Here is a 23,471-nt window from a genome sequence, read left to right as displayed (position 1 = left end):
TGAACGTTGTGTACGGAACGTGGTCGGGGCCCGGTCACCGGCGGAGCGCCTCGGCCGGCTCCACGGTGGCGGCCCGCAGCGACGGGTAGAGGCCCGCCAGCAGGCCGACCAGACTGCCGGCCAGCGGCGCCGGCAGCACCGTCCAGGTCTGCAGGACGGCGGTCCAGTCCCGGGCCAGCGCCACCGACACCACCACGGCCACCCCGATCGCGGTGCCGACCAGCCCGCCGAGGGTGCCGAGCACCGTCGACTCGGTGAGGAACTGCGCGGCGACGTGCCGCGGCCGGGCCCCGAGCGCCCGGCGCAGCCCGATCTCGCCGGTCCGCTCCAGGACGGCGACCAGGGTGGTGTTGGCGATCCCGACCGCGCCGATCACCAGGCAGATCGCGGCCAGCAGCAGGAACAGGCCGGTCAGGTCGTCGGCGACGGAGTCGCGCAGGCCGTGCGGGTCGGGCGGGGCGGTGGCGGCGAACAGGCCCGGCTGCTCGGGGCGCAGCGCGGTCGGGGCCTGCCCGGCGACCAGCGGGGCGGCGCCGACGTCGGTGCGCACCAGCATCCGGGCCCGGCCCTGTTCGAGCGGCTGCGGGTCGCCCCACAGCGTCCGGGCGGTGGTGTCGGGCACCAGCACGCCGAGCAGGGTCTGCGGGAGCCGCCGGGTGTCGCCGATGATCCCGATGACGGTGAAGCCGACGCCGTTGACGAAGACCGCGGGCTGGGCGTCGAGCCGGCTGATGCCGAGCCGGGCGGCGGCGGTGGAGCCGAGGACGGCGACCCGCATGCCGTGCTCGGCGTGGAAGCGGTTGTAGGTGGTGCCGGCCTGCAGCCCGGTCTCCATCGCGTCGAACAGGCCCGGGGAGGCGGCGTACAGGCCGAGGCCGCCGCCGTCGTCGCTGCCGGCGGCGGGCGAGGAGGAGATCCGCGGGTTCTCCAGCGGGGCCGGCCAGTAGACGCCGGCGGCGCGGGCGCCGTTCAGCCCGGCGACCCGGGTGTCGGCGTCGGCGGGGAAGTCCACGGGGGCGCGCGGGTCGCCGCGCTGGCCGGGGGCCGGGGCGCCGTTGTCGACCAGCGTGACGGTGGTGTTCTCCAGCAGCGAGAAGCGCTTGCCGATCTGCCCGGAGGCGGTGGAGGTGAGGCCGAGCACGGCGACGAACGCGCCGACGCCCAGCACGGTGCCGAGCAGGGTCAGCACCGAGCGGCCGGGCCGCTGCACCATGCCGGACAGCGCCTCGCCGAACAGGTCGGCGAGGGACAGCCGGGACAGCGGCACCCGGTCGTCCGCCGCGGGCCGCTCCGGGCTCCGCGGGGGCCGCTCCGGGCTCCTCCCGGGGCGCTTCAGCGGGCTCTTCACGGGGCGGCCACCTCCTCCGCGTCGTGCAGTCGGCCGTCCCGGATGGTGACGGTGCGCCGGGCGCGCGCGGCGACGTCCCGGTCGTGGGTGATGACCAGCAGGGTCAGGCCGCCGGCGTGCAGTTCCTCGAAGAGCTCCATCACCTTGCCGGCGGTCGCCGAGTCGAGGTTGCCGGTGGGTTCGTCGCAGAGCAGCAGCGAGGGCTGGTTGACCAGGGCCCGGGCGATCGCGACCCGCTGGCGCTCGCCGCCGGACATCCGGGACGGCAGCGCCTCGATCCGGTGCCCGAGGCCGACCCGTTCGAGCACGGCGCGGGCGGCGGCGCGCCGCCCCTCGCGCGGGGTGCGGTTGTAGACCTGGCCGAGCACCACGTTCTCCAGGGCGGTCCGGTAGGGCAGCAGGTGGAAGGACTGGAACACGAACCCGATCCGGGCGCCGCGCAGCGAGGTGCGCCGCGACTCGGGGAGCGCGCCGGTGTCGATCCCGTCGAGCTCGTACGTGCCGCCGCTGGGCCGGTCGAGCAGGCCGAGCAGGTTGAGGAAGGTCGACTTGCCGGAGCCGGAGGGGCCGGTCACCGCGACGTACTCGCCGCGGGCGATCTCCAGGTCGGCGGGGTGCAGCGCGGTGACCGGCGGCGGGCCGGGGAAGGTGCGTGACACTCCGTGCAGCCGGATGACCGGGGCCGCCATCAGCCGGCCCCGACCCCGGCGCTCGTACCGCCCGCGCCGCCCGTACCGCCGGACGCCCCGGGCGGGCGGGCCTGCGCGACGCCGACCAGCACCTGGTCACCGGGCTGCAACTCGCCTTCCTTGGCCGTGACCTGGACGAAGTTGTCGGCGATCACCCCGGCCGTCACCTCGACCTCGCGGCGGCTGCGGTCGGCGGCGACCACGGTGACCGTGGTGCGGCCGTCGACCGAGGAGCTGATCGCCGAGGACGGCACCGCCAGCACCTCGCCCGAGGTGGCCGCCTCGACGATGGTGATCCGCACGTCCTGCCCGTCCAGCCCCGGGTCCCACGGGCTGTCCGGGAGGACCGTGACCGGCGCGTACGGGCTGCCCCCGGCCCCGGCCCCGGCCGCGGGCTCCTGGCCGGCGCCCGCGACGGCGCCCGTGCCCGTGCCGGCGCCCGGGGTGACCGGCGCGCCGACCCCGCCGACCTTGGCGGCCAGCTCCCGGCCGGTCGACTCGGACAGCACGGTGACCTTCATCCCCGGCTTGACCAGGGCCGCGTCGGCGGGCGGCAGGTGGCCGGTGAGGTTCAGGCCGCCCGCGGTGAGCGTCATCACGGGGGCGGCGACCTTGTCGCCGACCTTCGCCGGGACGGCGGCGACCCGGGCCGGCAGCGAGGGCAGGAACAGCACCTCGGAGAGCGGCAGTTGCGGCCCGTCCTTGGCCTGGGCCTGCGCCAGCTCCTGCTGCTTCTGCGTCAACAGGGTCTTCGCGCGCGCCAGTCGGGTGGCACTGTCAGCGGCCGCCGGGGCGCTCGCCCCGCCCTTGCCGCCACCGGTGTCGGCGGTGCCGGCGGTGCCGGCGGCCGCGGTGGCGCCGTCCTGCAGGTCCTGGACGACCTGCTGCTGCTCCTGGACGGCCTGCTGGGCGGTGTGCACGGCCGCGGCGGTGGCCTCGCCGGTGACCGCCGCCGGGTAGCCGAGCTGCTGGTACAGCCTGCCGACCGCGGTCTTGGTGCCCGCGCCGAACACGCCCTTGGCGTCGCCGCCGGTGGAGATGCCCAACCCCTTGAGCACGTTCTGCAGTTGGGCGATGTCGTCGCCGGACTGGCCGGGCTGCATGTCCCGGTAGGCGGGGATCGTCCCGGGCAGCACGAACACCGGCCGCCCCGACACCTCCGCGATCACCTGCCGGCTCTGCACGGTGTCGCCCGCGGCCGCCTTCAGCGCGCTGACCACGGGCGTGCCGCCGCCGGGCCCGCCGGTCGAGGGCGCCACCGCGGCGGGCTGCACGGCGAAGGTCTGCCCGGCGGCGAACGTCCCGCGCAGCACCGTGGTGTTGGCCAGCACCCGCTGCACCACCGGCGCGGTCAGCACCGACGCGGCGGGCGGCTTGGCGTCCGCCGCGGCCTGCTCCGGCGACTTCACCAGCGTGGCCGCGCCCAGCCCGGCCCCGGAGACCACCGCCGCGCCGACCGCGACCAGCACCACCAGCCGGCGCCGGCGGCCCGTCCCGCCCGTCGGCCCCGGCCCCGGCCCCGGTCCTGGCTCCGGTCCCGGCCCCGATCCGTCCTGGTCGGCCGGCCCGTCCTGGTCCGGCTTCGCCCTGCGCAGCGGCATGGTGCGCTCCCGCCTCACGGTGTCCTCCCGTCGTCCCGCGGTTCGCAGGGCACGGGCTTGCGGCTGTTGGTGACGACCCAGCGGCCGTCGACCCGGTTCAGGGTCAGCACGGCGAGCTGCCGGCGCTTGTCGGTGAGCTGGCCGGGCAGCGGCGCGCCGGTGCGGTCGTCGTGGATCCGCCAGCCGGACAGCTCCACGCAGTCGTAGACCAGCCGGCTCTGCCCCTCGGCGGCCATCCCGACCAGCCGGTGCTCGACCGTCCCCTCGTTGTGCTGGTGCGCGCGGCGCGCCTCGGCGAGGGTGGCGCGGGCGGCGTCCAGCCAGGGCGGCCCGGCGTGCCCGGCCAGCCCGTCGTCGGCCGCGCCGGGGTTCCGGTAGGCCGCCAGCCAGGCGTCCCAGTACCCGAGGTAGGCCGCCCGAACCTCGCCGTCCGGCTCCTCCAGCCGCTCCCCGTCCGGCCCGACCCCGTACGGCGGGGCCGCCCGCTCCGGCGCCCCGCAGCCGGCGGCGGCGAGCGCGAGCACCAGCAGCACCCCGGCGGCGGCCCGGGCCCTCACTGGCCCTTGCTCCGCAGGATCTCGGCGGCCTTGCGCACCTGGCCGGCCTTGAAGTCCTTCTCGGCCTTCAACTGCTGCTGGTGCTGCTCGATCTGCTGCTGCTGGATGGCGCTCTGCACGGCGAACGCGATACCGGGCAGGTTGGTCTGCTTGGTGCAGGCGACGTCGGCCTTGGCGGTGTCGATCTCCCGCTGGGTGACCTGCGGGCCCCAGGCTTCGACGCTGAGCGCCTTCGGGGTGCTGTAGGTGAAGCCCTTCTGCTTCATGCAGTCCGACCAGGCCCTGATGCCGTCGACGACCCGGCTGTCACTGGCGGTGCGCTGGTAGGAGTCGCCCATCAGGTCGTCGTAGACCGACCCGGCCGGCTTGTCGAGGCCCGCCCGGATCGTGCGGAACGCCTCCCCGCCGCAACCGCCCTGCGGGACGTTGCCGGGCGCCGCGTTGCCCGCGCCGTCGCTGCCGGTGAGGGCCGCCAGCTCGCCGGGCTGCATCCGTGGGCCGTCAGTGGGCTTGCCCTTGAGCGCGGCGGCGGACCGGAACCCGTACTGAGCGGCCTGGGCCTCGTCCAGGTAGCCGTAGTCACCGGCGGTCTCCACCGGTTTGCCGACCGGCAGGGTGGTGTCGGTCTTCCAGCCGGCGAAGCCGAGCCGGTGCATGCAGTCCTGGGTCAGCAGGTCGGTGGCCCGGTCGATGGTCCGGTCGCCGTCCGCGTCCTTCAGGAAGGCGACCAGCGGCAGTTCGGCCAACTGGGTACCGGAGGTCGGCGTGGGCGTGGCCGTCACTTTCGGCGGCTGCCCGGCCGGCTGGCCGCCCCCTCCGCCCCCTCCACCGGTGCCACCGGTACCGCCCGAGGACGAGCAGCCCACCAGAGCCGCCGCCGACAGCAGGAGCGGCAGCACGGCCGCCGGAAAACGCTTCTTCATCACCGGGATTCCTCGACACGGAAGGCGGATAGGCTTCTGCCGCGGTGCCCCTCGCCCTCATTGCGGGAGGGCGAGGGACACCGAGGTGTTCACCGGCGGTGTCGGTCACCGCCGGTGGGTCAGCAGTGGGTCGGCTGGGCGTACCCCTGGGTCAGGTAGAACTCGGCGCTGTAGCCGGTCACGCCGGTCGCCTTGTCCGTGTTCCAGTCCCAGAAGCTGTTGCCGCCCACGGTGGTCCCGCCCTTGTAGCAGTGCGAGACGTTGCCCTGGCCCGGGTAGCCCACGCCGTAGGCGGTGGCGCTGGTGTTGGAGTCGGCCCGGAGCTTCACGGCGGTGGTGTAGTCGCCGGGCAGGTCGGTGGCGTTGGCGGCGCCGACGCCGAGCGAGAGCGCGGCGGTGGCCGCGACGGCCACCGCGAGTGCGCGCAGCGAGCGGGTCTTGAGCATGGCGGATCCCCTCATCGCGAGAGTGGTTCGGTCGGCCCGGATTCGGGCTCGAACCAATTCCAGCGGCTCAACCGCACCGGCACCATTGGCCGTTCGGACACACTTGGTGGTGCAGGCGCTGCGCCATCAGCGCCGCCCGGGTGCGCGTCTCCGCCCCGGTCTTGATCAGGATCCGGGCCAGGTGGGCCTTCACCGTCGAGCCGCTCACGACCAGCCGGTCGGCGATCTCGGCGTTCGACAGGCCCTTGCCGAGCAGGTCGAAGACCTCCCGTTCCCTGGCTGTCAGCTCCTCGTAGGCGATAGCGGTTTCCATGGATATCCCCCCAGACATTGCGGGCGCCCGCCCGAGGGCGGACGCGGTGCACGGAAACCATCTAAGCATCGGCCGAACGGGCGGGGGGCATACCAACTGGCATGCCCCCCAAGGAAATTGACTATCAGTAACGTTGGAATCACCAAAAGTTGACTATTGTGGAAGGCCACCGGAGGGCGCCCTCGGGGCCCGTCGGCCCGCCATCACCCTCCGGAATCGAATGTGACCTCGGTCACAACTCCTCCCCCGGGGTCAGGAGTTGTAGTTCTGCTGGGCCCGCTCCAGGCCGTCCGAGAGCAGCGCCTCGACGGCGTCGGCGGCGCGGTCGACGAACCAGTCGAGGTCCTTGCGCTCGGTGGACGAGAAGTCCTTGAGGACGAAGTCGGCGACCTCCATCCGGCCGGGCGGGCGGCCGATGCCGCAGCGGACCCGGTGGTAGTCGGGGCCGAGCGACTTGGTCATCGACTTGAGGCCGTTGTGGCCGTTGTCGCCGCCGCCGGTCTTCAGCCGCAGGGCCGCGTAGTCGAGGTCGAGTTCGTCGTGGACGGCGACGATCGCCGAGGTGGGGACCTTGTAGAAGTCGCGCAGCGCGGTGACCGGGCCGCCGGAGAGGTTCATGAAGCTCATCGGCTCGGCGAGCACCACCCGCCGGCCGGCCAGCCGCCCCTCGGCGACCTGGGCGCGGCTCTTGTGGGCCTTGAACTTCGCGCCCGCCCGCTGGGCCAGCAGCTCGACCACCATGAAGCCGATGTTGTGCCGGTTGCGGGCGTACTCCTTGCCGGGGTTGCCGAGGCCCACCACCAGCCAGGGGCCGTCGTACTCGCTCATGCCGCTCCTCACGCGGGTGTTCTCCGTACCGTCACATCATCCCGGACACGCCGCTGCCCCGGCCGTCCCGCGCGGGGCGGGGCGGCCGGGGCAGCGGCAGGGGCGGTGGTCAGCCCTCGACGACCTCGGTGGCCTCGGCCTCGTCGGCGGCCTCGTCCTCGGTGGCCTCGGGGGCCTGGGCGCCGATGACCTGGAGCACGACGGCGTCGGCCTCGACGGCCAGCGAGACGCCGGACGGGAGGGCGATGTCGCCGGCGGTGATGGCGGCGCCGGCCTCCAGGCCCTCGACCGAGACGGTGACCGACTCGGGCAGGTGGGTGGCCTCGGCCTCGATCGGGAGGGCGTTCAGCACGTTCTCGATCAGGTTGCCGCCGGGGGCCAGCTCGCCCTCGGTGTGGACCGGGATCTCGACGGTGACCTTCTCGCCGCGCTTGACCAGCAGCAGGTCGACGTGCTCGATGGTGCGCTTGATGGCCTCGCGCTGCACGGCCTTCGGCAGCACGAACTCGTCCTTGCCCTCGATCGGGACGACCAGCAGGGCGTTCGGGGTCTTGAGCGCCATCATCAGGTCGTGGCCCGGCAGGTTCAGGTGCACCGGGGCGTGGCCGTGGCCGTAGACGACACCGGGGACGAAGCCGGCACGGCGGGCACGACGGGCGGCACCCTTGCCGAACTCGGTGCGGGACTCGGCGGCAAGGCGGATCTCGGACACGACTGCACTCCTCGTGAAGCGAAGGGGTGCAGGAACGACAGAACCGCCGGGCCACACCCTCAATACCAGTTGGGGGGACGCTCGGCGGTTCGATCAAGGCGCATCGTTCTCGCGCGTCGATCACGGAGCACCGAATGGGCATCCCTCGCCGAGCAGTCTCCCAAGACTAACCGGGGTGTGGCGCGGACGTGAAATCGGCCCCCGGCTCCGTGTCGGAGCCGGGGGCCGGTCGCGGGGCCGACGCGCCCGCGAAAGGTCAGTGCACGCCCTCGAAGAGGCTGGTGACCGAGCCGTCCTCGAACACCTCGCGCACCGCGGCGGCGATCGACGGGGCGATCGACAGCGTGGTGATCTTGTCCAGCTGGAGCTGGGCCGGGGTCGGCAGGGTGTTGGTGAACACGAACTCGCTGACCCGGGAGTTCTTCAGCCGGTCCGCGGCGGGGCCGGAGAGCACGCCGTGGGTGGCCGCGACGATGACGTCGGCGGCGCCGGCGTCGAACAGCGCGTCGGCGGCGGCGCAGATGGTGCCGGCGGTGTCGATCATGTCGTCGACCAGGACGCAGACCCGGTCGCGGACGTCGCCGACCACCTCGGCGGAGAGGATGGTGTTGGCCTGCGTCATGTCCCGGCGCTTGTGGATGATCGCCAGCGGGGCGTCCAGCCGGTCGCACCACTGGTCGGCGACCTTCACCCGGCCGGCGTCCGGGGAGACGATGGTCAGCTTGGAGCGGTCGGGGACCCGGTTGCCGACGTAGTCGGCCAGCATCGGCAGCGCGAACAGGTGGTCCACCGGGCCGTCGAAGAAGCCCTGGATCTGCGCGGTGTGCAGGTCCACGGCCATCAGCCGGTCGGCGCCGGCCGTGCGGAGCAGGTCGGCGATCAGGCGGGCCGAGATCGGCTCGCGGCCGAGGTGCTTCTTGTCCTGGCGGGCGTAGCCGTAGAACGGCAGGATCGCGGTGATGCTGCGGGCCGACGCGCGCTTGAGCGCGTCGATCATGATCAGCTGCTCCATGATCCACTGGTTGATCGGAGCCGTGTGGCTCTGGATCACGAAGCAGTCCGCGCCGCGGGCGGAGTCCAGGAAGCGGACGTAGATCTCGCCGTTGGCGAAGTCCAGCGCCTTGGTCGGGACGAGTTCGGTGCCCAGTTCGCGGGCGACCTCCTCGGCAAGTTCGTGGTGGGCACGGCCGGAGAAAAGTTTCAGCTTCTTCTCGCCGGAGGTCGTGATCCCGCTCACTGCACCGTCTCCTCGTGTATTGCCACTCTGGGTGAGTACGCCGAGGCACGGCCGAAGAGGCCCGATGGCGCACGTATGTACTTCAGGTTACGCGCCCCGCGCGCGGTCCGACGGCCGGGGACCACTCCTCAAGATCCCCGACCGCCCCGTCCGACCGCCCGGTCCTACTGCGCCCCACCTGCCTCGGCGGCCGCCCGGGCGGAGGCCGAACCGGGCCGCTTCCGCTCGACCCAGCCCGGGATGTTGCGCTGCTGGGCGCGCGCGACACCGAGCGAACCCGCAGGTACGTCGTGGGTGATCACCGATCCGGCGGCCGTGTAGGACCCGTCACCGACCGTCACCGGAGCGATGAACATGTTGTCGGAACCCGTGCGGCAGTGGGCCCCGATGACCGTCCGGTGCTTGTCGACGCCGTCGTAGTTGACTGTGACGGACGCCGCACCGATGTTGCTGCCCTCGCCGATCGTCGCGTCCCCGATGTACGACAGGTGCGGGACCTTCGCCCCTTCGCCGAGCTCCGAGTTCTTGATCTCGACGTAGGTGCCGGCCTTCGCCTTCCGGGCCAGCTTCGTGCCCGGCCGCAGGTACGCGTACGGGCCGACGGACGCCTCCGGGCCGATCTCGGCGCGGTCGGCCGTGGTGTTGCTCACACGGGCGCCGGCGCCGACCGAGGTGGCGGTCAGCGTGCTGTTCGGGCCGACCTCGCAGCCCTCGCCCAGGTGGGTGGCGCCGTGCAGCTGGGTGTTCGGGTGGACCAGCGCGTCCGGCTCGTACGTCACCTGGACGTCCAGCCAGGTGGAGGCCGGGTCGACCACGGTCACGCCGGCCCGCATGGCGTTCTCCAGCAGGCGGTCGTTGAGCAGCCGGCGGGCCTCGGCGAGCTGCACCCGGTCGTTGATGCCGACGATCTCCCGGTGGTCGGCGGCGACCACCGCGCCGACCCGGTGGCCCTCGCGGCGGAGGATCTCCAGGGTGTCGGTCAGGTACTCCTCGCCCTGCGCGTTGTCGGTGCCGACCAGCGAGAGGGCGAGCGCCAGCAGCTTGGCGTCGAAGGCGAACACCCCGGAGTTGATCTCGTCGACCGCCAGCTGCTCGGCACTGGCGTCCTTGTGCTCGACGATCGCGGCGACCGCGCCGTCCGGGCCGCGCAGGATCCGGCCGTAGCCGGTCGCGTCGGGGACCCTCGCGGTCAGCACGGTGACGCCGTTGCCCTGGGCGGCGTGCGCGTCGGCCAGCGCGGCCAGGGTGGCGCCGGTGAGCAGCGGGGCGTCGCCGGTGGTGACCAGCACGGTGCCGTCCAGCTCCACGCCGTCGGCGGCGAGCGCCTCCAGCGCGGTGCGCACGGCGTGGCCGGTGCCGTTCTGCTCGGTCTGGACGACCGGGCGGGCGGCCGGGTAGTGCTCGGCCAGGTGGGCCTGGACCAGCTCGCGCAGGTGGCCGATCACCACGACCAGCTGACCGGGCGTCAACTCCCCGGCGGCACTGACCGCGTGGCCCACCAGGGAGCGCCCGCAGATCTCGTGCAGCACCTTCGGCAGCGCCTTGGACTTCATACGCGTGCCGCCGCCGGCGGCGAGCACGATCACGGCAGCGGGCTGGTTGGCACTCACGCGGGGAGACTCCTCGGTCTGATGCGGGGTTGAGGGCGCACCGAGAATACCGAGAGAAAAGGAACGGAAACCGTCCGAAACGGTACGGGGCCGATCGGAACGGGCCCCAGCAGGCCCGGCAGGGCTCCGCCGCTAGGATTCGAACCCAGACAAAGGCCTCCAAAGGGCCCTGTGCTGCCATTACACCACGGCGGAAAGGCGCGCTCGCGCGCCCAGCACAGCCTACGGGTTGACGGCCCGTAGCTCCACCACCTTCCGCCAAGGCACGCGAACGACGCGCGGCACCCCGTCCGACGACCGGCCGGGATCCGGCGGGCGAACAGTGCGACACGTGCGCCCCGGGGCCTTCCGCTTGCCCCGGAGCGGTACCTACGATGCCGTAGGTTACGGAAACGTAGGTACCAGGTACCCGCCGGTCCCCCTCTCCCCCCGGGAAGCGCCATGACCATCCAGGCCGGGCAGGCGCCGCCGCGCGCCGCCGAGGACGCCCGCACCGCCGAGGACGCCCGCACCGCCACCACGCTCTCCGCCACCAGGGGCGGCGAGAGACAGGGCGCGCTGGAGCGCGCCACCCTGGGCCTGTTCATCGCCCTGCCGTTCGCGGCGCTGCTCGCCGCCGTCCCGCTGGCCTGGGGCCGCGGGCTGTCCTGGCTGGACGCCGGCCTCGCGGTCGGCATGTACTTCCTCACCTGCCACGGCATCACCGTCGGCTACCACCGCTACTTCACCCACGGCGCCTTCAAGGCCAACCGGCCGCTGCGGCTGGCCCTGGCGGTGGCCGGCTCGATGGCCGTCGAGGGCCCGCTGGTGCGCTGGGTCGCCGACCACCGCAAGCACCACCGCTACTCCGACAAGGACGGCGACCCGCACTCGCCGTGGCGCTACGGCGAGAACCTGCCGGCCCTGCTCAAGGGCCTGTGGTGGGCGCACACGGGCTGGCTGTTCGACGAGGAGCAGACCCCGCAGCTCACCTACGCGCCCGACCTGGTCCGCGACCCGGCGATAAGGGCGGTCTCCCGGCTGTTCTGGCTCTGGACGCTGCTCTCGCTGGCCCTGCCGCCGCTGGTCGGCGGCCTGGCCACCTGGAGCTGGCAGGGCGCGCTGTCCGCCTTCTTCTGGGGCTCGCTGGTCCGGGTCGCGCTGCTGCACCACGTCACCTGGTCGATCAACTCGATCTGCCACGCGGTGGGTTCGCGCCCGTTCCGGTCCCGCGACCGGTCCGGCAACGTGTGGTGGCTGGCGGTGCTGTCCTGCGGCGAGTCCTGGCACAACCTGCACCACGCCGACCCCACCTCGGCCCGGCACGGCGTGCTCCGCGGCCAGGTCGACTCCTCCGCCCGGGTCATCCGCTGGTTCGAGCGGGCGGGCTGGGCGCGCGACGTCCGCTGGCCCGGCGCGGAGCGGATCGCCGCCCGCCGCGCCGCATGAGTCAGCGCCTACAGCATGATGGAGGGGTGAACGGGACCAACGGAGACAGCACCGGCCATCGACAGCCCTCGCGCCGCGGCGGGGGCAAGACCGGCGGCCGGGTGCGGATGACCGGCAAGCAGCGCCGCGAGCAGCTGCTGGAGATCGGCCGGTCGGTCTTCGCCGAACGCGGCTACGACGGCACCTCGGTGGAGGAGATCGCCGAGCGCGCCGGGGTCTCCAAGCCCGTGGTGTACGAGCACTTCGGCGGCAAGGAGGGCCTGTACGCGGTGGTGGTCGACCGCGAGATGCAGCTGCTGCTCGACATGGTCACCGGCGCGCTCACCGGCGGGCACTCCCGCGAGCTGCTGGAGCAGGCCGCGTTCGCGCTGATGGACTACATCGACACCTCGACCGACGGCTTCAAGATCCTGGTCCGGGACTCCCCGGTGGCCCAGTCCACCGGCTCGTTCGCCTCGCTGATCGGCGACATCGCCACCCAGGTCGAGGACATCCTGGGCCTGGAGTTCAAGTCCCGCGGCTTCGACCCCCGGCTGGCCCCGATGTACTCGCAGATGCTGGTCGGCATGGTGGCGCTGACCGGGCAGTGGTGGCTGGAGGTCCGCAAGCCCGGCAAGGCGGAGGTCGCCGCCCACCTGGTCAACCTCGCCTGGCACGGCCTGGAGGGCCTGGAGCGGCACCCCAAGCTGGTCGGCGAGCGGAAGAACTGACGCCCGGCCCGGGCCCCGGCGGGGCCGGGCCGACCCGCACGACAGGAGCGCCCGTGGCGGTCTTCCTGCTGGCCCTCGGCGCCGCCTGCTGCCTGGGCGCCGGGTTCGTCCTGCAGCAGCACGCCGCCCAGCGCGCGCCCAGCGGCGACCTGCTGCGCTGGCGGCTGCTGCTCGACCTGGTGCGGATGCCGGACTGGCTGCTCGGCATCGCCTTCATGATCGGCGGCCAGGTGCTGTCCGCGCTGGCCCTCGGCGCGGGCGAGGTGGCCCTGGTCGAGCCGCTGCTGGCCACCAACCTGGTCTGGGCGATGCTGCTGGCCGGCCGGCTCACCGGCACCCGGCTGGGCCGCTCCGGCTGGATCGGCGTCGCGCTGATCGCCCTCGGCGTCACCGCGTTCATCGCGGCCGGCCGGCCCGAGGGCGGCGGCCCGGCGGCCGGGCCGCTGCGGCACTGGCTGGTGGTCGGCACCGTCGCCGGGCTGGCCCTGCTGCTGGTCTCGGTGGCCCGCCGGCTGCCGCTGTTCGAGGAGGCCACCCTGCTGGCGCTGGCCGCCGGCCTGCTCTACGGCCTCCAGGACGCGCTGACCCGGACCACCTTCGACCGGGTCGACCGGGACGGCGCGGCGGCCGCGCTGGCCTCCTGGCCGCCGTACGCGGTGCTCGGGATCGGCGTGGTCGGCCTGCTGCTGGTGCAGTCCGCGTTCGAGGCGGCGCCGCTGCGGATGTCGCTGCCCGCGCTGACCGCCGCCCAGCCGCTGGCCGGGATCGCCTGCGCGGTCGGCTTCCTCGGCGACCGGCTGCGGCTCTCCCCGGGGGCGCTGGCCTGGCAGAGCGCCGGGATGGCCGCGATCGTGGTCGGCGTGGTCGTGCTGGGCCGCCACCCGGCGCTGCCGGGCGCGAAGTGAGCCCCCGTCAGCCCTTCACGGCGACCGCGAGGACCCGGCGGAACGGGAACAGCGTGCCGTGCCGGGTCGCCGGGTACGCGGCGCGCAGCAGCGCCCCGTACTCGGCCAGGAACGCGGCCCGTTCGGCCGGCTCCGGCAGCAGGTCGAGCACCGGGCGCAGGGTGGAGCCCTTGACCCACTCCAGCACCGGGTCGGGGCCCGGCAGCACCATCGTGTACGTGGTCTCCCAGACGTCGGCGGCGCAGCCGGCCGCGAGCAGCGTCCGGGCGTAGCGGTCGGGTTCGTGGCAGGAGGCGTCCGGGCGGGCGGCGGCCAGCCGGTCGCGCCAGCGCGGGGTGCGGCGCAGGTCGGCGAGCAGGGTGTGGCTGGGGGCGGCGAAGTTGCCGGGCAGTTGGAAGGCGATCACCCCGCCGGGGCGCAGCGCGGCGGCCCAGCGCGGCAGCAGCTCCAGGTGGTCGGCGGTCGGGGTGTCCATCCAGTGCAGGGCGGCGTTGGAGGCGATCAGGTCGGGCCGCTCGGGCGCCGGGTCGTACGCCGCGACGTCCTGCTCGCGGTAGGCGGCGGTGGGTTCGCCGTCGGCGCCGCGGGCCTTCGCCAGCAGCTCGGGCGAGGTGTCCAGGCCGATGAGCCGGGCGTCCGGCCAGCGGCGGCGGAGCGCGGCGGTGGAGTTGCCGGGGCCGCAGCCGAGGTCGAGCACGGTGGGGGCGGGCGGCAGGTCGGGGACCCGGGCGAGCAGGTCGGCGAACGGGCGATTGCGCAGGTCGGCGTAGCGCAGGTACTGGTCGGCGTCCCAGTGGGCGGGCATGGCGGGCTCCCGAAAGTATCTCGACGTCAAGATATCTCTGTTACGGTCGAGATTTCCTTTGTTATCTCTTGATGTCAAGAGACTTCACATCGACACACCCCCCGATACACTGATCGCCATGGAGGACGAGGTCGACCGCCTGGTCGCAGCATGGCGCCGAGAGCGCCCCGACCTCGACGTGGAACCGCTAGAGGTCCTCAGTCGGGTGAGCCGGCTCGCCCGCCACCTGGACCGGGCCCGCCGCACCGCCTTCGCCGAGCACGGCCTCGAACCCTGGGAGTTCGACGTCCTCACCGCGCTGCGCCGCGCCGGGGACCCCTACCAGCTCTCCCCCGGCCAGCTCCTCACCCAGACCCTGGTCACCTCCGGCACCATGACCAACCGGATCGACCGCCTCACCGCCAAGGGCCTGGTCGTCCGCCTGCCCGACCCCGACGACCGGCGCGGCGTCCTGGTCCGCCTCACCGACGCCGGCCGCGACCAGGCCGACCAGGCCCTGGCCGGCCTGCTCTCGCACGAGCGCGAGATCCTCGCCCAGCTCGCCCCCGCCCAGCAGACCGAACTCGCCGCCCTGCTCCGCAGCCTGGTCGCCCCCTTCGACCGCGCCGGCTAGTGCCGCCCCGGGCGCGCGAAGGGGGCCGGGCCGAAGCTCCCGCCAGTCCCCCGCCCGCTAGAACCCGTCCGGGTACGGCGTCGCCAGCGCGGGCGTCCTGGCGGGGGCGGTCTGGTAGCCGGGCAGCAGCGCCGCCAGGCGCTCGCGGACCTCGGGGTCGGAGTTGACGGTGGCCGCGCCGTACAGGCCGGTGAGGCCGCCGGCCAGGTCCTCGGGGGCGGTGGCGTGGTCGGCGGCGGTGGCGAAGATCCGCGGGTGGGCGGTGGGGAGGCGCTCCTCGGCGTCGGAGAACAGCGCCTCGTTGAGCTTCTCCCCGGCGCGCAGGCCGGTGTAGCGGATCTCGACCTCGTCCGCGCCGAGTTGGACCTGTTCGGCGAAGTTGTGCACCAGGTCGACGATCCGGACCGGCTCGCCCATGTCGAGGACGAACACCTCGCCGCCCTCGGCCATCCGCCCGGCCTCCAGGACCAGGCCGACCGCCTCCTCGATGGTCATGAAGAAGCGGGTGACGTCGGGGTGGGTGACGGTGACCGGGCCGCCGCTGCGCAGCTGCTCCTCCAGCACGGAGAGCAGCGAGCCGCGCGAGCCGAGCACGTTGCCGAAGCGGACGGCGGCGAAGACGCCGGTGCCGAGGTTGCGGGCGTCCCGGGCGTTGGCCTGGACGATCAGCTCGGCCAGCCGCTTGCTCGCGCCGAGCACCGACGTCGGGTCGGCGGCCTTGTCGGTGGAGATCAGCACGAAGCGCTCGACGCCGGTGGCCAGCGCGGCCTCCACCAGGTGGTCGGTGCCGAGCACGTTGGACTTGACCGCCTCGCTGGGGTGGCGCTCCAGCAGCGGCAGGTGCTTGTGCGCGGCGGCGTGGAAGACCACGTCGGGGCGCAGGTCGCGGAAGATCTGCTGGATCCGGGGGCGGTCCCGGATGTCGGCGATCACCAGCGACTCGTCGGTGAGCAGCGCCTCGCCCCAGATGTCGAGCTGGAGCCGGTGCAGGTTCGACTCGTCGTGGTCGAGCATGTAGAGCGCGGCCGGCCCGAACGCCTGGACCTGCCGGCACAGTTCGCTGCCGATCGAACCGCCGGCGCCGGTCACCAGCACCCGGCGGCCCTCGATCACCGTGCGGACGTCCGGCGAGACCACGTGCACCTCGTGCCGGCCGATCAGCCGGTTGACGTCCAGGGTGCGCATGTCGGAGCCGACCACCTCGCGGCGCAGCGCCGACAGGAAGGACGGCAGGTAGCGGACGGCGGCGCCGGCGGCGGCCGCGGCGGTGGCGAGTTCGCGGACCCGCTGGTGCGGGAGGCCGGGGATGGCGAGGACGACGACCTGGGCGTCGTGCGCGAGGGCCAGCCCGGTGAGTTCGGCGAGCGGGCCGAGGACGGGGCTGCCGGAGACGTCCAGGCCGGCCTTGGCCGGGTCGTCGTCCAGGACGCCGACCGGGGTGAGGCCGAACTCGGGCGTCCGGCCCAGGTCGCGGACCAGGGCGGTCCCGGCGGCGCCGGCGCCGACGACCAGGGTGCGCAGGCCGGTCGAGCCGGCCCGCTGGGCGGGCAGGCGGGTACGGTCCCCGTCCGGGCGTGCGGCAGTGGGGTGCGGCGACATCTGAACCTCCGGTCTCCCTGGACTCGCGGAGTGGAACGTGCGGGATGGGGCGCGGCTGGTTCAGCCCGCGCCGGGGCCTGCGGTCGAGGCCACGGTCGGTGGGGGGACGGGGGCGGGCGGTTCGGACGGCGCGATCCCGGCCCGGCGGGCGACCGCGACCGCCGCGAGGGTCGAGTGGACGCCCAGCTTGCCCAGGACGTTCTGCATGTGGGTGCGGACGGTGTGCGGGGAGAGGAACAGCCGCTCGGCGACGGCCTGCCGGCCCAGGCCGGCGACCATGCAGCGCAGCACCTCCTCCTCGCGCGGGGTGAGGGCGGCGACCAGCCGCTCGCTCTCCGAGCGGTCCCGGCGGGCCGAGGTCAGCTCCCGGACCACTCCGGTCAGCAGTGCGGGCGGCAGGTGGGTCTCGTCCCGGCGCACGCCGCGCACCACGGTCATCAGCGCGCCGAGCGAACTCTCGCGCGCCACCCAGCCGTTGGCCCCGGCCTGGAGGGCGCGGGCGGCCCGCTGCGGGTCGTCCGCGGCGGCCAGCAGGACGGCCCGGACATCGGGGTGGGCCCGCCGGATCCGGGCGACCAGGGCGATCCCGTCGGTCAGCGACCTGGCCTCCTCGGGCCGGCCGGCGGACGGTGCGGTGGGCGCGGCGGCCGGCGGTGCGGCGGCCTGCGCGGGCACCCCGGTGGCGGGCGGCCCGGCGGCGGAGCGCCCGGCGGACCCGGGCGGGGTGCGCCGGGGCGCGGGTAACGCCGCCTGGGCGCGGGGTGGCGGCGCGGCGCCCAGGTCGACGTCGACCAGCACCACGTCGTACGGGCGGTGTTCGGCCACCGCCCGTTCCAGTGCGCGTTCGGCCGCCGCCGCGCTGCCCGCCGCCCCGACGTCCACGTCGGGTTCGGCGGCCAGTGCCGTGGCGAGCGCCTCGGCGAAGATCCGGTGGCCGTCGACCACCAGGACGCGCGTACGCCCCATCGTCCTGCCCCCCTGCTCGTGGCCCGACCCCCACCGGTGCCGCACTCAGCCTACGGGCGGGCGCCGCCACGGCGTGGGGGTTTGGTGAAGTTCCTGTACACAGGGTCTTCGGGGCTTTCGGGCCGGCCGGGGAGCCGCCTGGTCACCGGCCGGGGATCCGCCAGGTCAGGCGCGGCGGCGAGGGGTTCAGGCGCGGTGGGCGAGGGTGAACTCCCAGGCGTCGGCGACGATCCGGTCCAGTTCGGGGCGCTCGGGCGTCCAGCCGAGGGCCTCCCGGGCGCGGTCGGCGGCGGCGACCAGCACGGCCGGGTCGCCGGGGCGCCGCCCGGCCGTCCGGACCGGGATCTCGCGGCCGGTGACCCGCTTGACCGACTCGATCACCTCGCGCACCGAGAAGCCGGTGCCGTTGCCCAGGTTGCAGATCAGGTGCTCGCCCGGCTTGGCCGCGGCCAGCGCCAGCAGGTGCGCCCGCGCCAGGTCGGCGATGTGGATGTAGTCGCGCACGCAGGTGCCGTCCGGGGTCGGGTAGTCGTCGCCGAACACCGCGATGTCGGGGCGCTGGCCGAGCGCCGCCTGGAAGACCAGCGGGATCAGGTGCGACTCCGGCTCGTGCCGCTCGCCGAACCGCCCGTACGCGCCCGCCACGTTGAAGTAGCGCAGGCTGACGGCGGCCAGGCCGTGCGCGGTCGCCTCCGAGGTGATCAGGTGGTCGACCGCCAGCTTGGTCGCGCCGTAGGTGTTGGTCGGCGAGGTGCGGGCGGTCTCCTTGATCGGGACCTCCTCCGGCTCCCCGTAGACCGCGGCGGTGGAGGAGAAGACCAGCGTGCCGACGCCGGCCTTGCGCATCGCCGTCACCAGTTCGAGCGAACCGGCCACGTTGTTGCGCCAGTACTTCTCCGGGTCCGCCACCGACTCGCCGACCTGCGAGGAGGCCGCGAAGTGCAGCACGCCGTCGAAGGACGGGTCCAGCACCTCGGCGGCGTCCTGGATCCGGCCGCGGACGAACTCGGCGCCGTCCGGCACGCCCGCCGCGAACCCGGTCGACAGGTCGTCCAGCACCGTCACCGAGTGCCCCGCCTCCAGCAGGTGCGCCGCCACCACGCTCCCGACGTAGCCGGCTCCGCCCGTGACCAGGTACTTGCCCATGCCTCTTCGACCTCCGCACAACTCTCGGGTGTTCCTCGTCCGGAGCATAGAACACCCGCCCCGGGGCCCCCGTCCGGAACGTCGGGCCGCCCGCACCGCCGGCGCCCGGCCGCCGGCCGCCGCCCCCGCCGCCCGTGGGCGCCGAACTCCGCTTCCTCTCAGGCCAGTTGGTCGAGCAGCCCGGTCCGGGCCGCCAGCGCGGCGGCCTCCAGCCGGGAGCGCGCGCCCAGCTTGGTCAGCACCCGCTGGACGTGCGTGCGGGCCGTCGACGGCGCGATCCGCATCGCGGCGGCGATCGCCGCGGTGTCCTCGCCGTCCGCGATCCGGGCCAGCACCTGGACCTCCCGCCGGGTCAGCAGCCGCAGCAGCCGCAGCGCCTCGTCGTCCGGCTCCGCCACCGGCCACAGCAGGTGCTCGAACGCGGCCCGCAGCACGTCCACCGCGACCGCCACCTCGCCGGCCCGGACCCGGGCGATCGCCCGGTCCACCACCTCGATCCGCTCGTCGCTGCGCACGTAGCCGGCCGCCCCCGCGGCGAACGCCGCCGCGACCCGCCCCGGCGCGCCCAGCGGCCCCAGCACCACCACCGCGATCTCCGGCCGCTCCCGCCGCAGCCGGCGCAGCGGCTCGAACGGATCCTCCGGCCCGCCCGCCGTCCCCAGCAGGCACACCTCCGGGCGGCGCCCCGCCACCAGCTCCGACACCGCCGCGCTCGGCGACCCGACGCCCAGCACCCGGTGCCCGCGCTGCTGCAGGGCCGAGCCCAGCGCCTCGGCCATCAACCGGTGGTCGTCCGCCACCACGAGCCGCGCACTCATCCGTCCCTCCCCTCCCGGCTCGACAGACGCACCATCAGAGCGCACAATCGCCCGGCCCGCCAGAGGCCCTCCGGAACCGGTCCCGGGGAAACGCGCGGGCAGGGAGGACCCGGACGGGGAGGGGAAAACGCGGAAGGCCCCGCCTCGCGGCGGGGCCTTCCTGTCTGAGCCCCCATGCGGAATCGAACCGCAGACCTTCTCCTTACCATGGAGACGCTCTACCGACTGAGCTATAGGGGCTTGTTGCTCCGGGCACCTGGCGGTTCCCCTTGCGACGAGGAAGACATTACATGCTCCGCCGACCTCATGGGAAATCGGCTTCGGCCTGGTCGGAGGGCTAAACTGCCCGAGAAGACCCGATCTGCCGTGCAATGTCGCCCAGCAGCCGCGAACTCCCGTGCAGCGAAGGCGCGTGATCCTGTGCCAGCCCCCGGCCGCAGCCGTGCTTCCGGCGACCCCTCCGCCTGGTGGGCGCTGGCCCTGCGGCCGACCCGGCCGGCCGTGCCGTGGGCGCTGATGGCGCGGGCGGCGCTGGGGATGGCGGTGCCGCTGGGGCTCGGGCTGCTGTTCGACCGGCTGTCGCTGGGGGTGTTCGCGGCGCTGGGCGCGATGCACGCGACGATGAACGACCGGGTGGAGCCGCTGCGGCTGCGGGCGCCCCGGATCGCCCTCGCGCTGGCCGCCTCGGCGACCGGCATGCTGATCGGCGCGGAGCTCCAGCACCGGGGCGCGGGCGGGCTGGAGACCGGGCTGGCACTGACCGCGGTGGGCTTCGCCGGCGGGGCGCTGTCGGCGACCGGGCCGCGCGGCTCGGCGGCCGGGATGCTGCTGCTGGTCTCGGCCTCGCTGGGCGGCGGGATGGCGCTGCCGCACCCGTGGTGGGCGGCGCCCGCGATGATGCCGTGCGGCGCCGCGCTGGTCCTGCTGCTGGGGGTGCGCTACCGCACCGACGTCCGCTCGGACCCGCGGACCCGGGCGCTGGCCGAGGTCTACCTGGCGCTCGGCGGCCTGCTGACCGCCCTCGGCACCCCGGACGGCGCGGCCGCCCGCCGACTGCTCACCGGCCGGCTCAACCAGATGCAGGACCTGCTGCCGCCGCCCCGCCCGGGCCGCCGCGAGTCGGCCCGGCTGCACTGGCTGCGCCGCTCGTACGAGGCCGCGCTGGGCGCCACCGAGGCGGCGGCCGGGCTGCTGTGGGCCTGGCGGCCGGTCCCGCCGGAGGTGGCCGCGCTGCCGGCCCGGCTGGCCGCGCAGATCACCGGCGGCCCCGAGCCCGGGTACCCGCACTGGCGGCCCGACACGCCGTCCCGGACGGCGTTCGACACCGCGCTGCGGGCCGCCGCCGACACCGTCGCGGGCCGCTGGGCGCCGCTGGACACCGCCGTCCCGCCGCCGCCGGACCCGTGGCGGCTGCGGGTGCGGCTGCTGTCCCGCGGCTCGGTGCGCTACGGGCTGCGGGTGGCGCTGTGCGTGGCGGTCGCCGAGGCGGCGGTGAACGGGCTGACGCTGAGCCGCAGTTACTGGGTGCCGATGACGGTGGCGTTCGTCCTCAAGCCGGACCTCGGCTCGGTGTTCCAGCGGGCGGTCAGCCGGGCGCTCGGGACGGTGCTGGGCATCGCGGTGACCGCGGTGCTGCTCGCGGTCACCACCGACTCCTGGGCGCTGAGCCTGGCGGTGGCGCTGTGCGTGGCGCTGCTGCCGTACTCGGCGGCCGTGCACTACGGGGTGAACACCATCGTGATGACGCCGGTCGCGCTGCTGCTGGTGCAGCTCGGCGGCGAGAGCGGCGCCGCCGAGTTCTGGCCGCGGGTGCTGGACACCGCGCTGGGCAGCGGCATCGTGCTGCTGTTCGGCTACCTGCTGTGGCCCGAGCGGCCCTCGCACCGGATCGAGCCGGGCATCGTCACCGCCGCGGCCGCCGTCCGGGCCTACCTGGCGGCGGTGGCCCGGGTCGAGCCGGTCGCCGAGGTGTGGCTGCGCCGCACCGCCTACCGGGCGCTGGCCGACGCCCGGCAGCAGGTCAACCTGGGTCTGGCCGAACCCCCGCCGGCCGGGCGGCTGGCCGAGCAGTGGGTGCCCGCCACCGCCGCGCTGGAGCGGCTCTCCGGGGCGGTCGCCGCGTACGCCGCGCAACTGCGCTACGGCGGGCGGCGGCCCGAGCCCGAGGTGATCGAACGGGTGCTGGACTCGCTGGACCGGCTCACCGGCGCCGCCCGCGCCCACCGCCCGCCGGCCGGCCTCGCCGCCCGGCCGACCGGCCCGCACGACCCGGAGCGCAGCGCGCTGGCCCGGGCCGCCGACGAGCTGGACGTGCTGCTCGGCTGAGCGGCGCCGCCCGCCGCGGCCCGGCGGTCAGACCTGCTCGGCCAGCTCCAGCCAGGACAGCTCCAGCTCCTCCTTCTCCTCCCGGACCTTGCGCAGCTTCGCGTCCAGCTCGGCGACCTTGGAGAAGTCGGCGGCGTGCTCGGCGAGTTGGGCGTGCAGCTTGGACTCCTGCTCGTCCAGCTTGGCGATCTGCCGCTCCAGCTTCTGCAGCTCCTTCTTCGCGGCCCGCAGGTCGCCCGCCGACAGGCCGGAGGTCTCCGGCGCGGCCGGCAGCTGGGCGGCGGCGCTCGCGGCGGCGGCCTCGGCCATCGCGGTGCGGCGCTCCAGGTACTCGTCGACGCCGCCCGGGAGCATCCGCATCCGGCGGTCGCCGAGCAGCGCGTACGCGGTGTCGGTGGTGCGCTCGACGAAGAACCGGTCGTGGCTGATCACGACCATCGAGCCGGGCCAGCCGTCGAGCAGGTCCTCCAGCTGGTTGAGGGTCTCGATGTCGAGGTCGTTGGTGGGCTCGTCGAGGAACAGCACGTTCGGCTCGTCCATCAGCAGCCGCAGCAGCTGGAGCCGGCGGCGCTCGCCGCCGGAGAGGTCGCCGACCGGCGTCCACTGCTTGTCCTTGCCGAAGCCGAACTGCTCGCACAGCTGCCCGGCGCTCATCTCCCGGCCCTTGCCGAGGTCGACCCGGCCGCGGACCTGCTCGACGGCCTGGAGGACGCGGGTGGTCGGGTCCAGCTCGGCGACCTCCTGCGAGAGGTACGCCAGCCGGACGGTCTTGCCGACCTTGATCACGCCGCCGGCCGGCTGCACGTCGCCCTCGGTGGCGTACGCGGCCTGCATCGCCCGCAGCAGCGAGGTCTTGCCGGCGCCGTTGACGCCGAGCAGGCCGATCCGGTCGCCGGGGCCGAGCTGCCAGGTGAGGCGCTCCAACAGCAGCTTGTCGCCGGCTTTGACGGTCACGTCCTCCAGGTCGAAGACGGTGCGGCCGAGCCGGGCGTTGGCGAACTTCATCAGCTCGGACTTGTCGCGCGGCTCCGGCACGTCCGCGATCAGCGCGTTCGCGGCCTCGATCCGGTAGCGCGGCTTGGAGGTGCGGGCGGGGGCGCCGCGGCGCAGCCAGGCCAGCTCCTTGCGGGCCAGGTTCTGCCGCTTCTGCTCCTCGGTGGCCTCGATCCGGGAGCGCTCGGCGCGGGCGAACACGTAGTCCGAGTAGCCGCCCTCGTACTCGCGGACCTCGCCGCGCTGGACGTCCCACATCCGGGTGCAGACCTGGTCCAGGAACCAGCGGTCGTGGGTGACGCAGACCAGCGCGGAGCGGCGGTTCTGCAGGTGCTTGGCGAGCCAGGCGATGCCCTCGACGTCGAGGTGGTTGGTGGGCTCGTCCAGCACCACCAGGTCGGGCTCGCCGAGCAGCAGCTTGGCGAGCGCGATCCGGCGGCGCTCGCCGCCGGAGAGCGGGCCGATCACGGTGTCCAGGCCGTCGGCGAACCCGGGCAGGTCGAGGCCGCCGAACAGGCCCTGGATGATGTCGCGGATCCGGGCGTCGCCCAGCCACTCGTGGTCGGCCCGGCCGGCGATCACCTCGTGCCGGATGGTGGCCTCGGGGTCCAGCGAGTCGTGCTGGGTCAGCACGGCCAGCTGCAGCCCGCCGGAGTGGGTGATCCGCCCGCTGTCCGGCTCCTCCAGCTTGGCGAGCATCCGGATCAGCGTCGTCTTGCCGTCACCGTTGCGGCCCACCACACCGATCCGGTCGCCCTCGCTGACGCCGAGGCTGACCCCGTCCAGCAGGGCCCTGGTGCCGTACACCTTGGTGACGGACTCGATGGTGGCGAGGTTGACGGCCACGAAGCTGCACTCCTGAGGAAGGGGCTGGAACGAGCCTCCAGCCTAGTGCCGCG

Annotated in this window: 22 protein-coding genes and 2 tRNA genes; 5 read left to right on the top strand and 19 right to left on the bottom strand. The window is 74.5% G+C overall.

The genetic code is table 11. The features are described 5' to 3' along the window. Nucleotides 1–34 precede the first annotated feature (34 nt). The 12 genes from KSE_RS22930 to KSE_RS22875 form a co-directional block, all read right to left on the bottom strand. Nucleotides 35–1,267 carry an ABC transporter permease gene (locus KSE_RS22930; protein WP_014137730.1) on the bottom strand — a complete coding sequence of 411 codons (1,233 nt, stop codon included), beginning with the start codon at nucleotides 1,265–1,267 and terminating at the stop codon, nucleotides 35–37. 77 nt (nucleotides 1,268–1,344) lie between these two features. After that, nucleotides 1,345–2,037, bottom strand: coding sequence for an ABC transporter ATP-binding protein (locus KSE_RS22925; protein ID WP_014137729.1), 693 nt, complete (start codon nucleotides 2,035–2,037; stop codon nucleotides 1,345–1,347). Further along, a complete protein-coding gene (locus KSE_RS22920; protein ID WP_148283146.1) occupies nucleotides 2,037–3,638 on the bottom strand; it encodes a peptidoglycan-binding protein in 1,602 nt (533 codons plus the stop codon). Before KSE_RS22920 ends, KSE_RS22925 begins: the two co-directional genes overlap by 1 nt. Nucleotides 3,639–3,652: 14 nt before the next feature. Then, on the bottom strand, nucleotides 3,653–4,195 hold the full coding sequence (locus KSE_RS22915) for a hypothetical protein (protein ID WP_014137727.1): 543 nt from the start codon (nucleotides 4,193–4,195) through the stop codon (nucleotides 3,653–3,655). Beyond that, a complete protein-coding gene (locus KSE_RS38740; RefSeq protein WP_148283145.1) occupies nucleotides 4,192–4,977 on the bottom strand; it encodes a hypothetical protein in 786 nt (261 codons plus the stop codon). Before KSE_RS38740 ends, KSE_RS22915 begins: the two co-directional genes overlap by 4 nt. A gap of 260 nt (nucleotides 4,978–5,237) precedes the next feature. Further along, a complete protein-coding gene (locus KSE_RS22905; protein ID WP_014137725.1) occupies nucleotides 5,238–5,564 on the bottom strand; it encodes a hypothetical protein in 327 nt (108 codons plus the stop codon). A gap of 67 nt (nucleotides 5,565–5,631) precedes the next feature. Continuing rightward, entirely contained in the window at nucleotides 5,632–5,877 is a 246-nt protein-coding gene (locus KSE_RS22900; RefSeq protein WP_051055334.1) for a response regulator transcription factor, read from the bottom strand. A 252-nt stretch (nucleotides 5,878–6,129) separates the two neighbouring features. Continuing rightward, a complete protein-coding gene (gene pth, locus KSE_RS22895) occupies nucleotides 6,130–6,705 on the bottom strand; it encodes an aminoacyl-tRNA hydrolase (protein ID WP_033258367.1) in 576 nt (191 codons plus the stop codon). 109 nt (nucleotides 6,706–6,814) lie between these two features. Then, nucleotides 6,815–7,417, bottom strand: coding sequence for a 50S ribosomal protein L25/general stress protein Ctc (locus KSE_RS22890; RefSeq protein WP_014137722.1), 603 nt, complete (start codon nucleotides 7,415–7,417; stop codon nucleotides 6,815–6,817). A 256-nt stretch (nucleotides 7,418–7,673) separates the two neighbouring features. Further along, nucleotides 7,674–8,654 (bottom strand): ribose-phosphate diphosphokinase, encoded by a 981-nt coding sequence (locus KSE_RS22885; protein ID WP_014137721.1) that lies wholly within the window; start codon nucleotides 8,652–8,654, stop codon nucleotides 7,674–7,676. 164 nt (nucleotides 8,655–8,818) lie between these two features. Beyond that, nucleotides 8,819–10,264 carry a bifunctional UDP-N-acetylglucosamine diphosphorylase/glucosamine-1-phosphate N-acetyltransferase GlmU gene (gene glmU, locus KSE_RS22880; RefSeq protein ID WP_014137720.1) on the bottom strand — a complete coding sequence of 482 codons (1,446 nt, stop codon included), beginning with the start codon at nucleotides 10,262–10,264 and terminating at the stop codon, nucleotides 8,819–8,821. A 124-nt stretch (nucleotides 10,265–10,388) separates the two neighbouring features. Next, nucleotides 10,389–10,459, bottom strand: a tRNA-Gln gene (locus tag KSE_RS22875). 246 nt (nucleotides 10,460–10,705) lie between these two features. Between KSE_RS22875 and KSE_RS22870 the strand changes: the two genes are divergently transcribed. Genes KSE_RS22870 through KSE_RS22860 form a run of 3 tightly spaced genes read left to right on the top strand, consistent with a single transcriptional unit; the run spans nucleotide 10,706 to nucleotide 13,307 of the window. Continuing rightward, nucleotides 10,706–11,692, top strand: a complete 987-nt coding sequence (locus KSE_RS22870; RefSeq protein ID WP_014137719.1) for an acyl-CoA desaturase — start codon at nucleotides 10,706–10,708, stop codon at nucleotides 11,690–11,692. Further along, on the top strand, nucleotides 11,689–12,402 hold the full coding sequence (locus KSE_RS22865; protein ID WP_051055333.1) for a TetR/AcrR family transcriptional regulator: 714 nt from the start codon (nucleotides 11,689–11,691) through the stop codon (nucleotides 12,400–12,402). Before KSE_RS22870 ends, KSE_RS22865 begins: the two co-directional genes overlap by 4 nt. A 53-nt stretch (nucleotides 12,403–12,455) precedes the next feature. Further along, a complete protein-coding gene (locus tag KSE_RS22860; RefSeq protein ID WP_014137717.1) occupies nucleotides 12,456–13,307 on the top strand; it encodes a DMT family transporter in 852 nt (283 codons plus the stop codon). Between the two features lie 7 nt (nucleotides 13,308–13,314). On the opposite strand, the gene KSE_RS22855 is transcribed toward KSE_RS22860, so the two are convergent. After that, nucleotides 13,315–14,112, bottom strand: coding sequence for a methyltransferase domain-containing protein (locus KSE_RS22855; protein ID WP_014137716.1), 798 nt, complete (start codon nucleotides 14,110–14,112; stop codon nucleotides 13,315–13,317). 118 nt (nucleotides 14,113–14,230) lie between these two features. Between KSE_RS22855 and KSE_RS22850 the strand changes: the two genes are divergently transcribed. Next, nucleotides 14,231–14,725, top strand: coding sequence for a MarR family winged helix-turn-helix transcriptional regulator (locus KSE_RS22850; RefSeq protein ID WP_014137715.1), 495 nt, complete (start codon nucleotides 14,231–14,233; stop codon nucleotides 14,723–14,725). Between the two features lie 57 nt (nucleotides 14,726–14,782). Here KSE_RS22850 and KSE_RS22845 read toward each other — a convergent pair whose 3' ends face one another. From KSE_RS22845 to KSE_RS22825, 5 genes are all read right to left on the bottom strand, one after another. Beyond that, entirely contained in the window at nucleotides 14,783–16,324 is a 1,542-nt protein-coding gene (locus tag KSE_RS22845; protein ID WP_014137714.1) for a polysaccharide biosynthesis protein, read from the bottom strand. A gap of 60 nt (nucleotides 16,325–16,384) precedes the next feature. Next, on the bottom strand, nucleotides 16,385–17,290 hold the full coding sequence (locus KSE_RS22840) for a LuxR C-terminal-related transcriptional regulator (protein ID WP_033258366.1): 906 nt from the start codon (nucleotides 17,288–17,290) through the stop codon (nucleotides 16,385–16,387). Between the two features lie 186 nt (nucleotides 17,291–17,476). Continuing rightward, nucleotides 17,477–18,436, bottom strand: coding sequence for a UDP-glucose 4-epimerase GalE (galE, locus tag KSE_RS22835; protein WP_014137712.1), 960 nt, complete (start codon nucleotides 18,434–18,436; stop codon nucleotides 17,477–17,479). 158 nt (nucleotides 18,437–18,594) lie between these two features. Continuing rightward, entirely contained in the window at nucleotides 18,595–19,254 is a 660-nt protein-coding gene (locus KSE_RS22830) for a LuxR C-terminal-related transcriptional regulator (RefSeq protein WP_014137711.1), read from the bottom strand. A 167-nt stretch (nucleotides 19,255–19,421) separates the two neighbouring features. Continuing rightward, a tRNA-Thr gene (locus KSE_RS22825) sits at nucleotides 19,422–19,494 on the bottom strand. Between the two features lie 180 nt (nucleotides 19,495–19,674). On the opposite strand from KSE_RS22825, the gene KSE_RS42295 reads away from it, so the two are divergent. Then, nucleotides 19,675–21,579, top strand: coding sequence for an FUSC family protein (locus tag KSE_RS42295; protein ID WP_014137710.1), 1,905 nt, complete (start codon nucleotides 19,675–19,677; stop codon nucleotides 21,577–21,579). A gap of 27 nt (nucleotides 21,580–21,606) precedes the next feature. Here the strand turns inward: KSE_RS42295 and KSE_RS22815 are convergent, their stop codons facing one another. After that, a complete protein-coding gene (locus tag KSE_RS22815) occupies nucleotides 21,607–23,418 on the bottom strand; it encodes an ABC-F family ATP-binding cassette domain-containing protein (protein WP_014137709.1) in 1,812 nt (603 codons plus the stop codon). Nucleotides 23,419–23,471 lie beyond the last annotated feature (53 nt).

The sequence above is a fragment of the Kitasatospora setae KM-6054 genome, from assembly GCF_000269985.1.
Taxonomy (GTDB): Bacteria; Actinomycetota; Actinomycetes; order Streptomycetales; family Streptomycetaceae; genus Kitasatospora; species Kitasatospora setae.
This window is presented reverse-complemented; position numbering and strand designations above follow the sequence as displayed.

Coding starts and splice junctions, on each gene's coding strand:
- KSE_RS22925 (WP_014137729.1), bottom strand. CDS start 2,037: ATGGCGGCCCCGGTCATCCGGCTGCACGGAGTGTCACGCACCTTCCCC.
- KSE_RS22920 (WP_148283146.1), bottom strand. CDS start 3,638: ATGCCGCTGCGCAGGGCGAAGCCGGACCAGGACGGGCCGGCCGACCAG.
- KSE_RS22905 (WP_014137725.1), bottom strand. CDS start 5,564: ATGCTCAAGACCCGCTCGCTGCGCGCACTCGCGGTGGCCGTCGCGGCC.
- KSE_RS22900 (WP_051055334.1), bottom strand. CDS start 5,877: ATGGAAACCGCTATCGCCTACGAGGAGCTGACAGCCAGGGAACGGGAG.
- pth (WP_033258367.1), bottom strand. CDS start 6,705: ATGAGCGAGTACGACGGCCCCTGGCTGGTGGTGGGCCTCGGCAACCCC.
- KSE_RS22870 (WP_014137719.1), top strand. CDS start 10,706: ATGACCATCCAGGCCGGGCAGGCGCCGCCGCGCGCCGCCGAGGACGCC.
- KSE_RS22865 (WP_051055333.1), top strand. CDS start 11,689: ATGAGTCAGCGCCTACAGCATGATGGAGGGGTGAACGGGACCAACGGA.
- KSE_RS22855 (WP_014137716.1), bottom strand. CDS start 14,112: ATGCCCGCCCACTGGGACGCCGACCAGTACCTGCGCTACGCCGACCTG.
- KSE_RS22850 (WP_014137715.1), top strand. CDS start 14,231: ATGGAGGACGAGGTCGACCGCCTGGTCGCAGCATGGCGCCGAGAGCGC.
- KSE_RS22845 (WP_014137714.1), bottom strand. CDS start 16,324: ATGTCGCCGCACCCCACTGCCGCACGCCCGGACGGGGACCGTACCCGC.
- KSE_RS22840 (WP_033258366.1), bottom strand. CDS start 17,290: ATGGGGCGTACGCGCGTCCTGGTGGTCGACGGCCACCGGATCTTCGCC.
- galE (WP_014137712.1), bottom strand. CDS start 18,436: ATGGGCAAGTACCTGGTCACGGGCGGAGCCGGCTACGTCGGGAGCGTG.
- KSE_RS22830 (WP_014137711.1), bottom strand. CDS start 19,254: ATGAGTGCGCGGCTCGTGGTGGCGGACGACCACCGGTTGATGGCCGAG.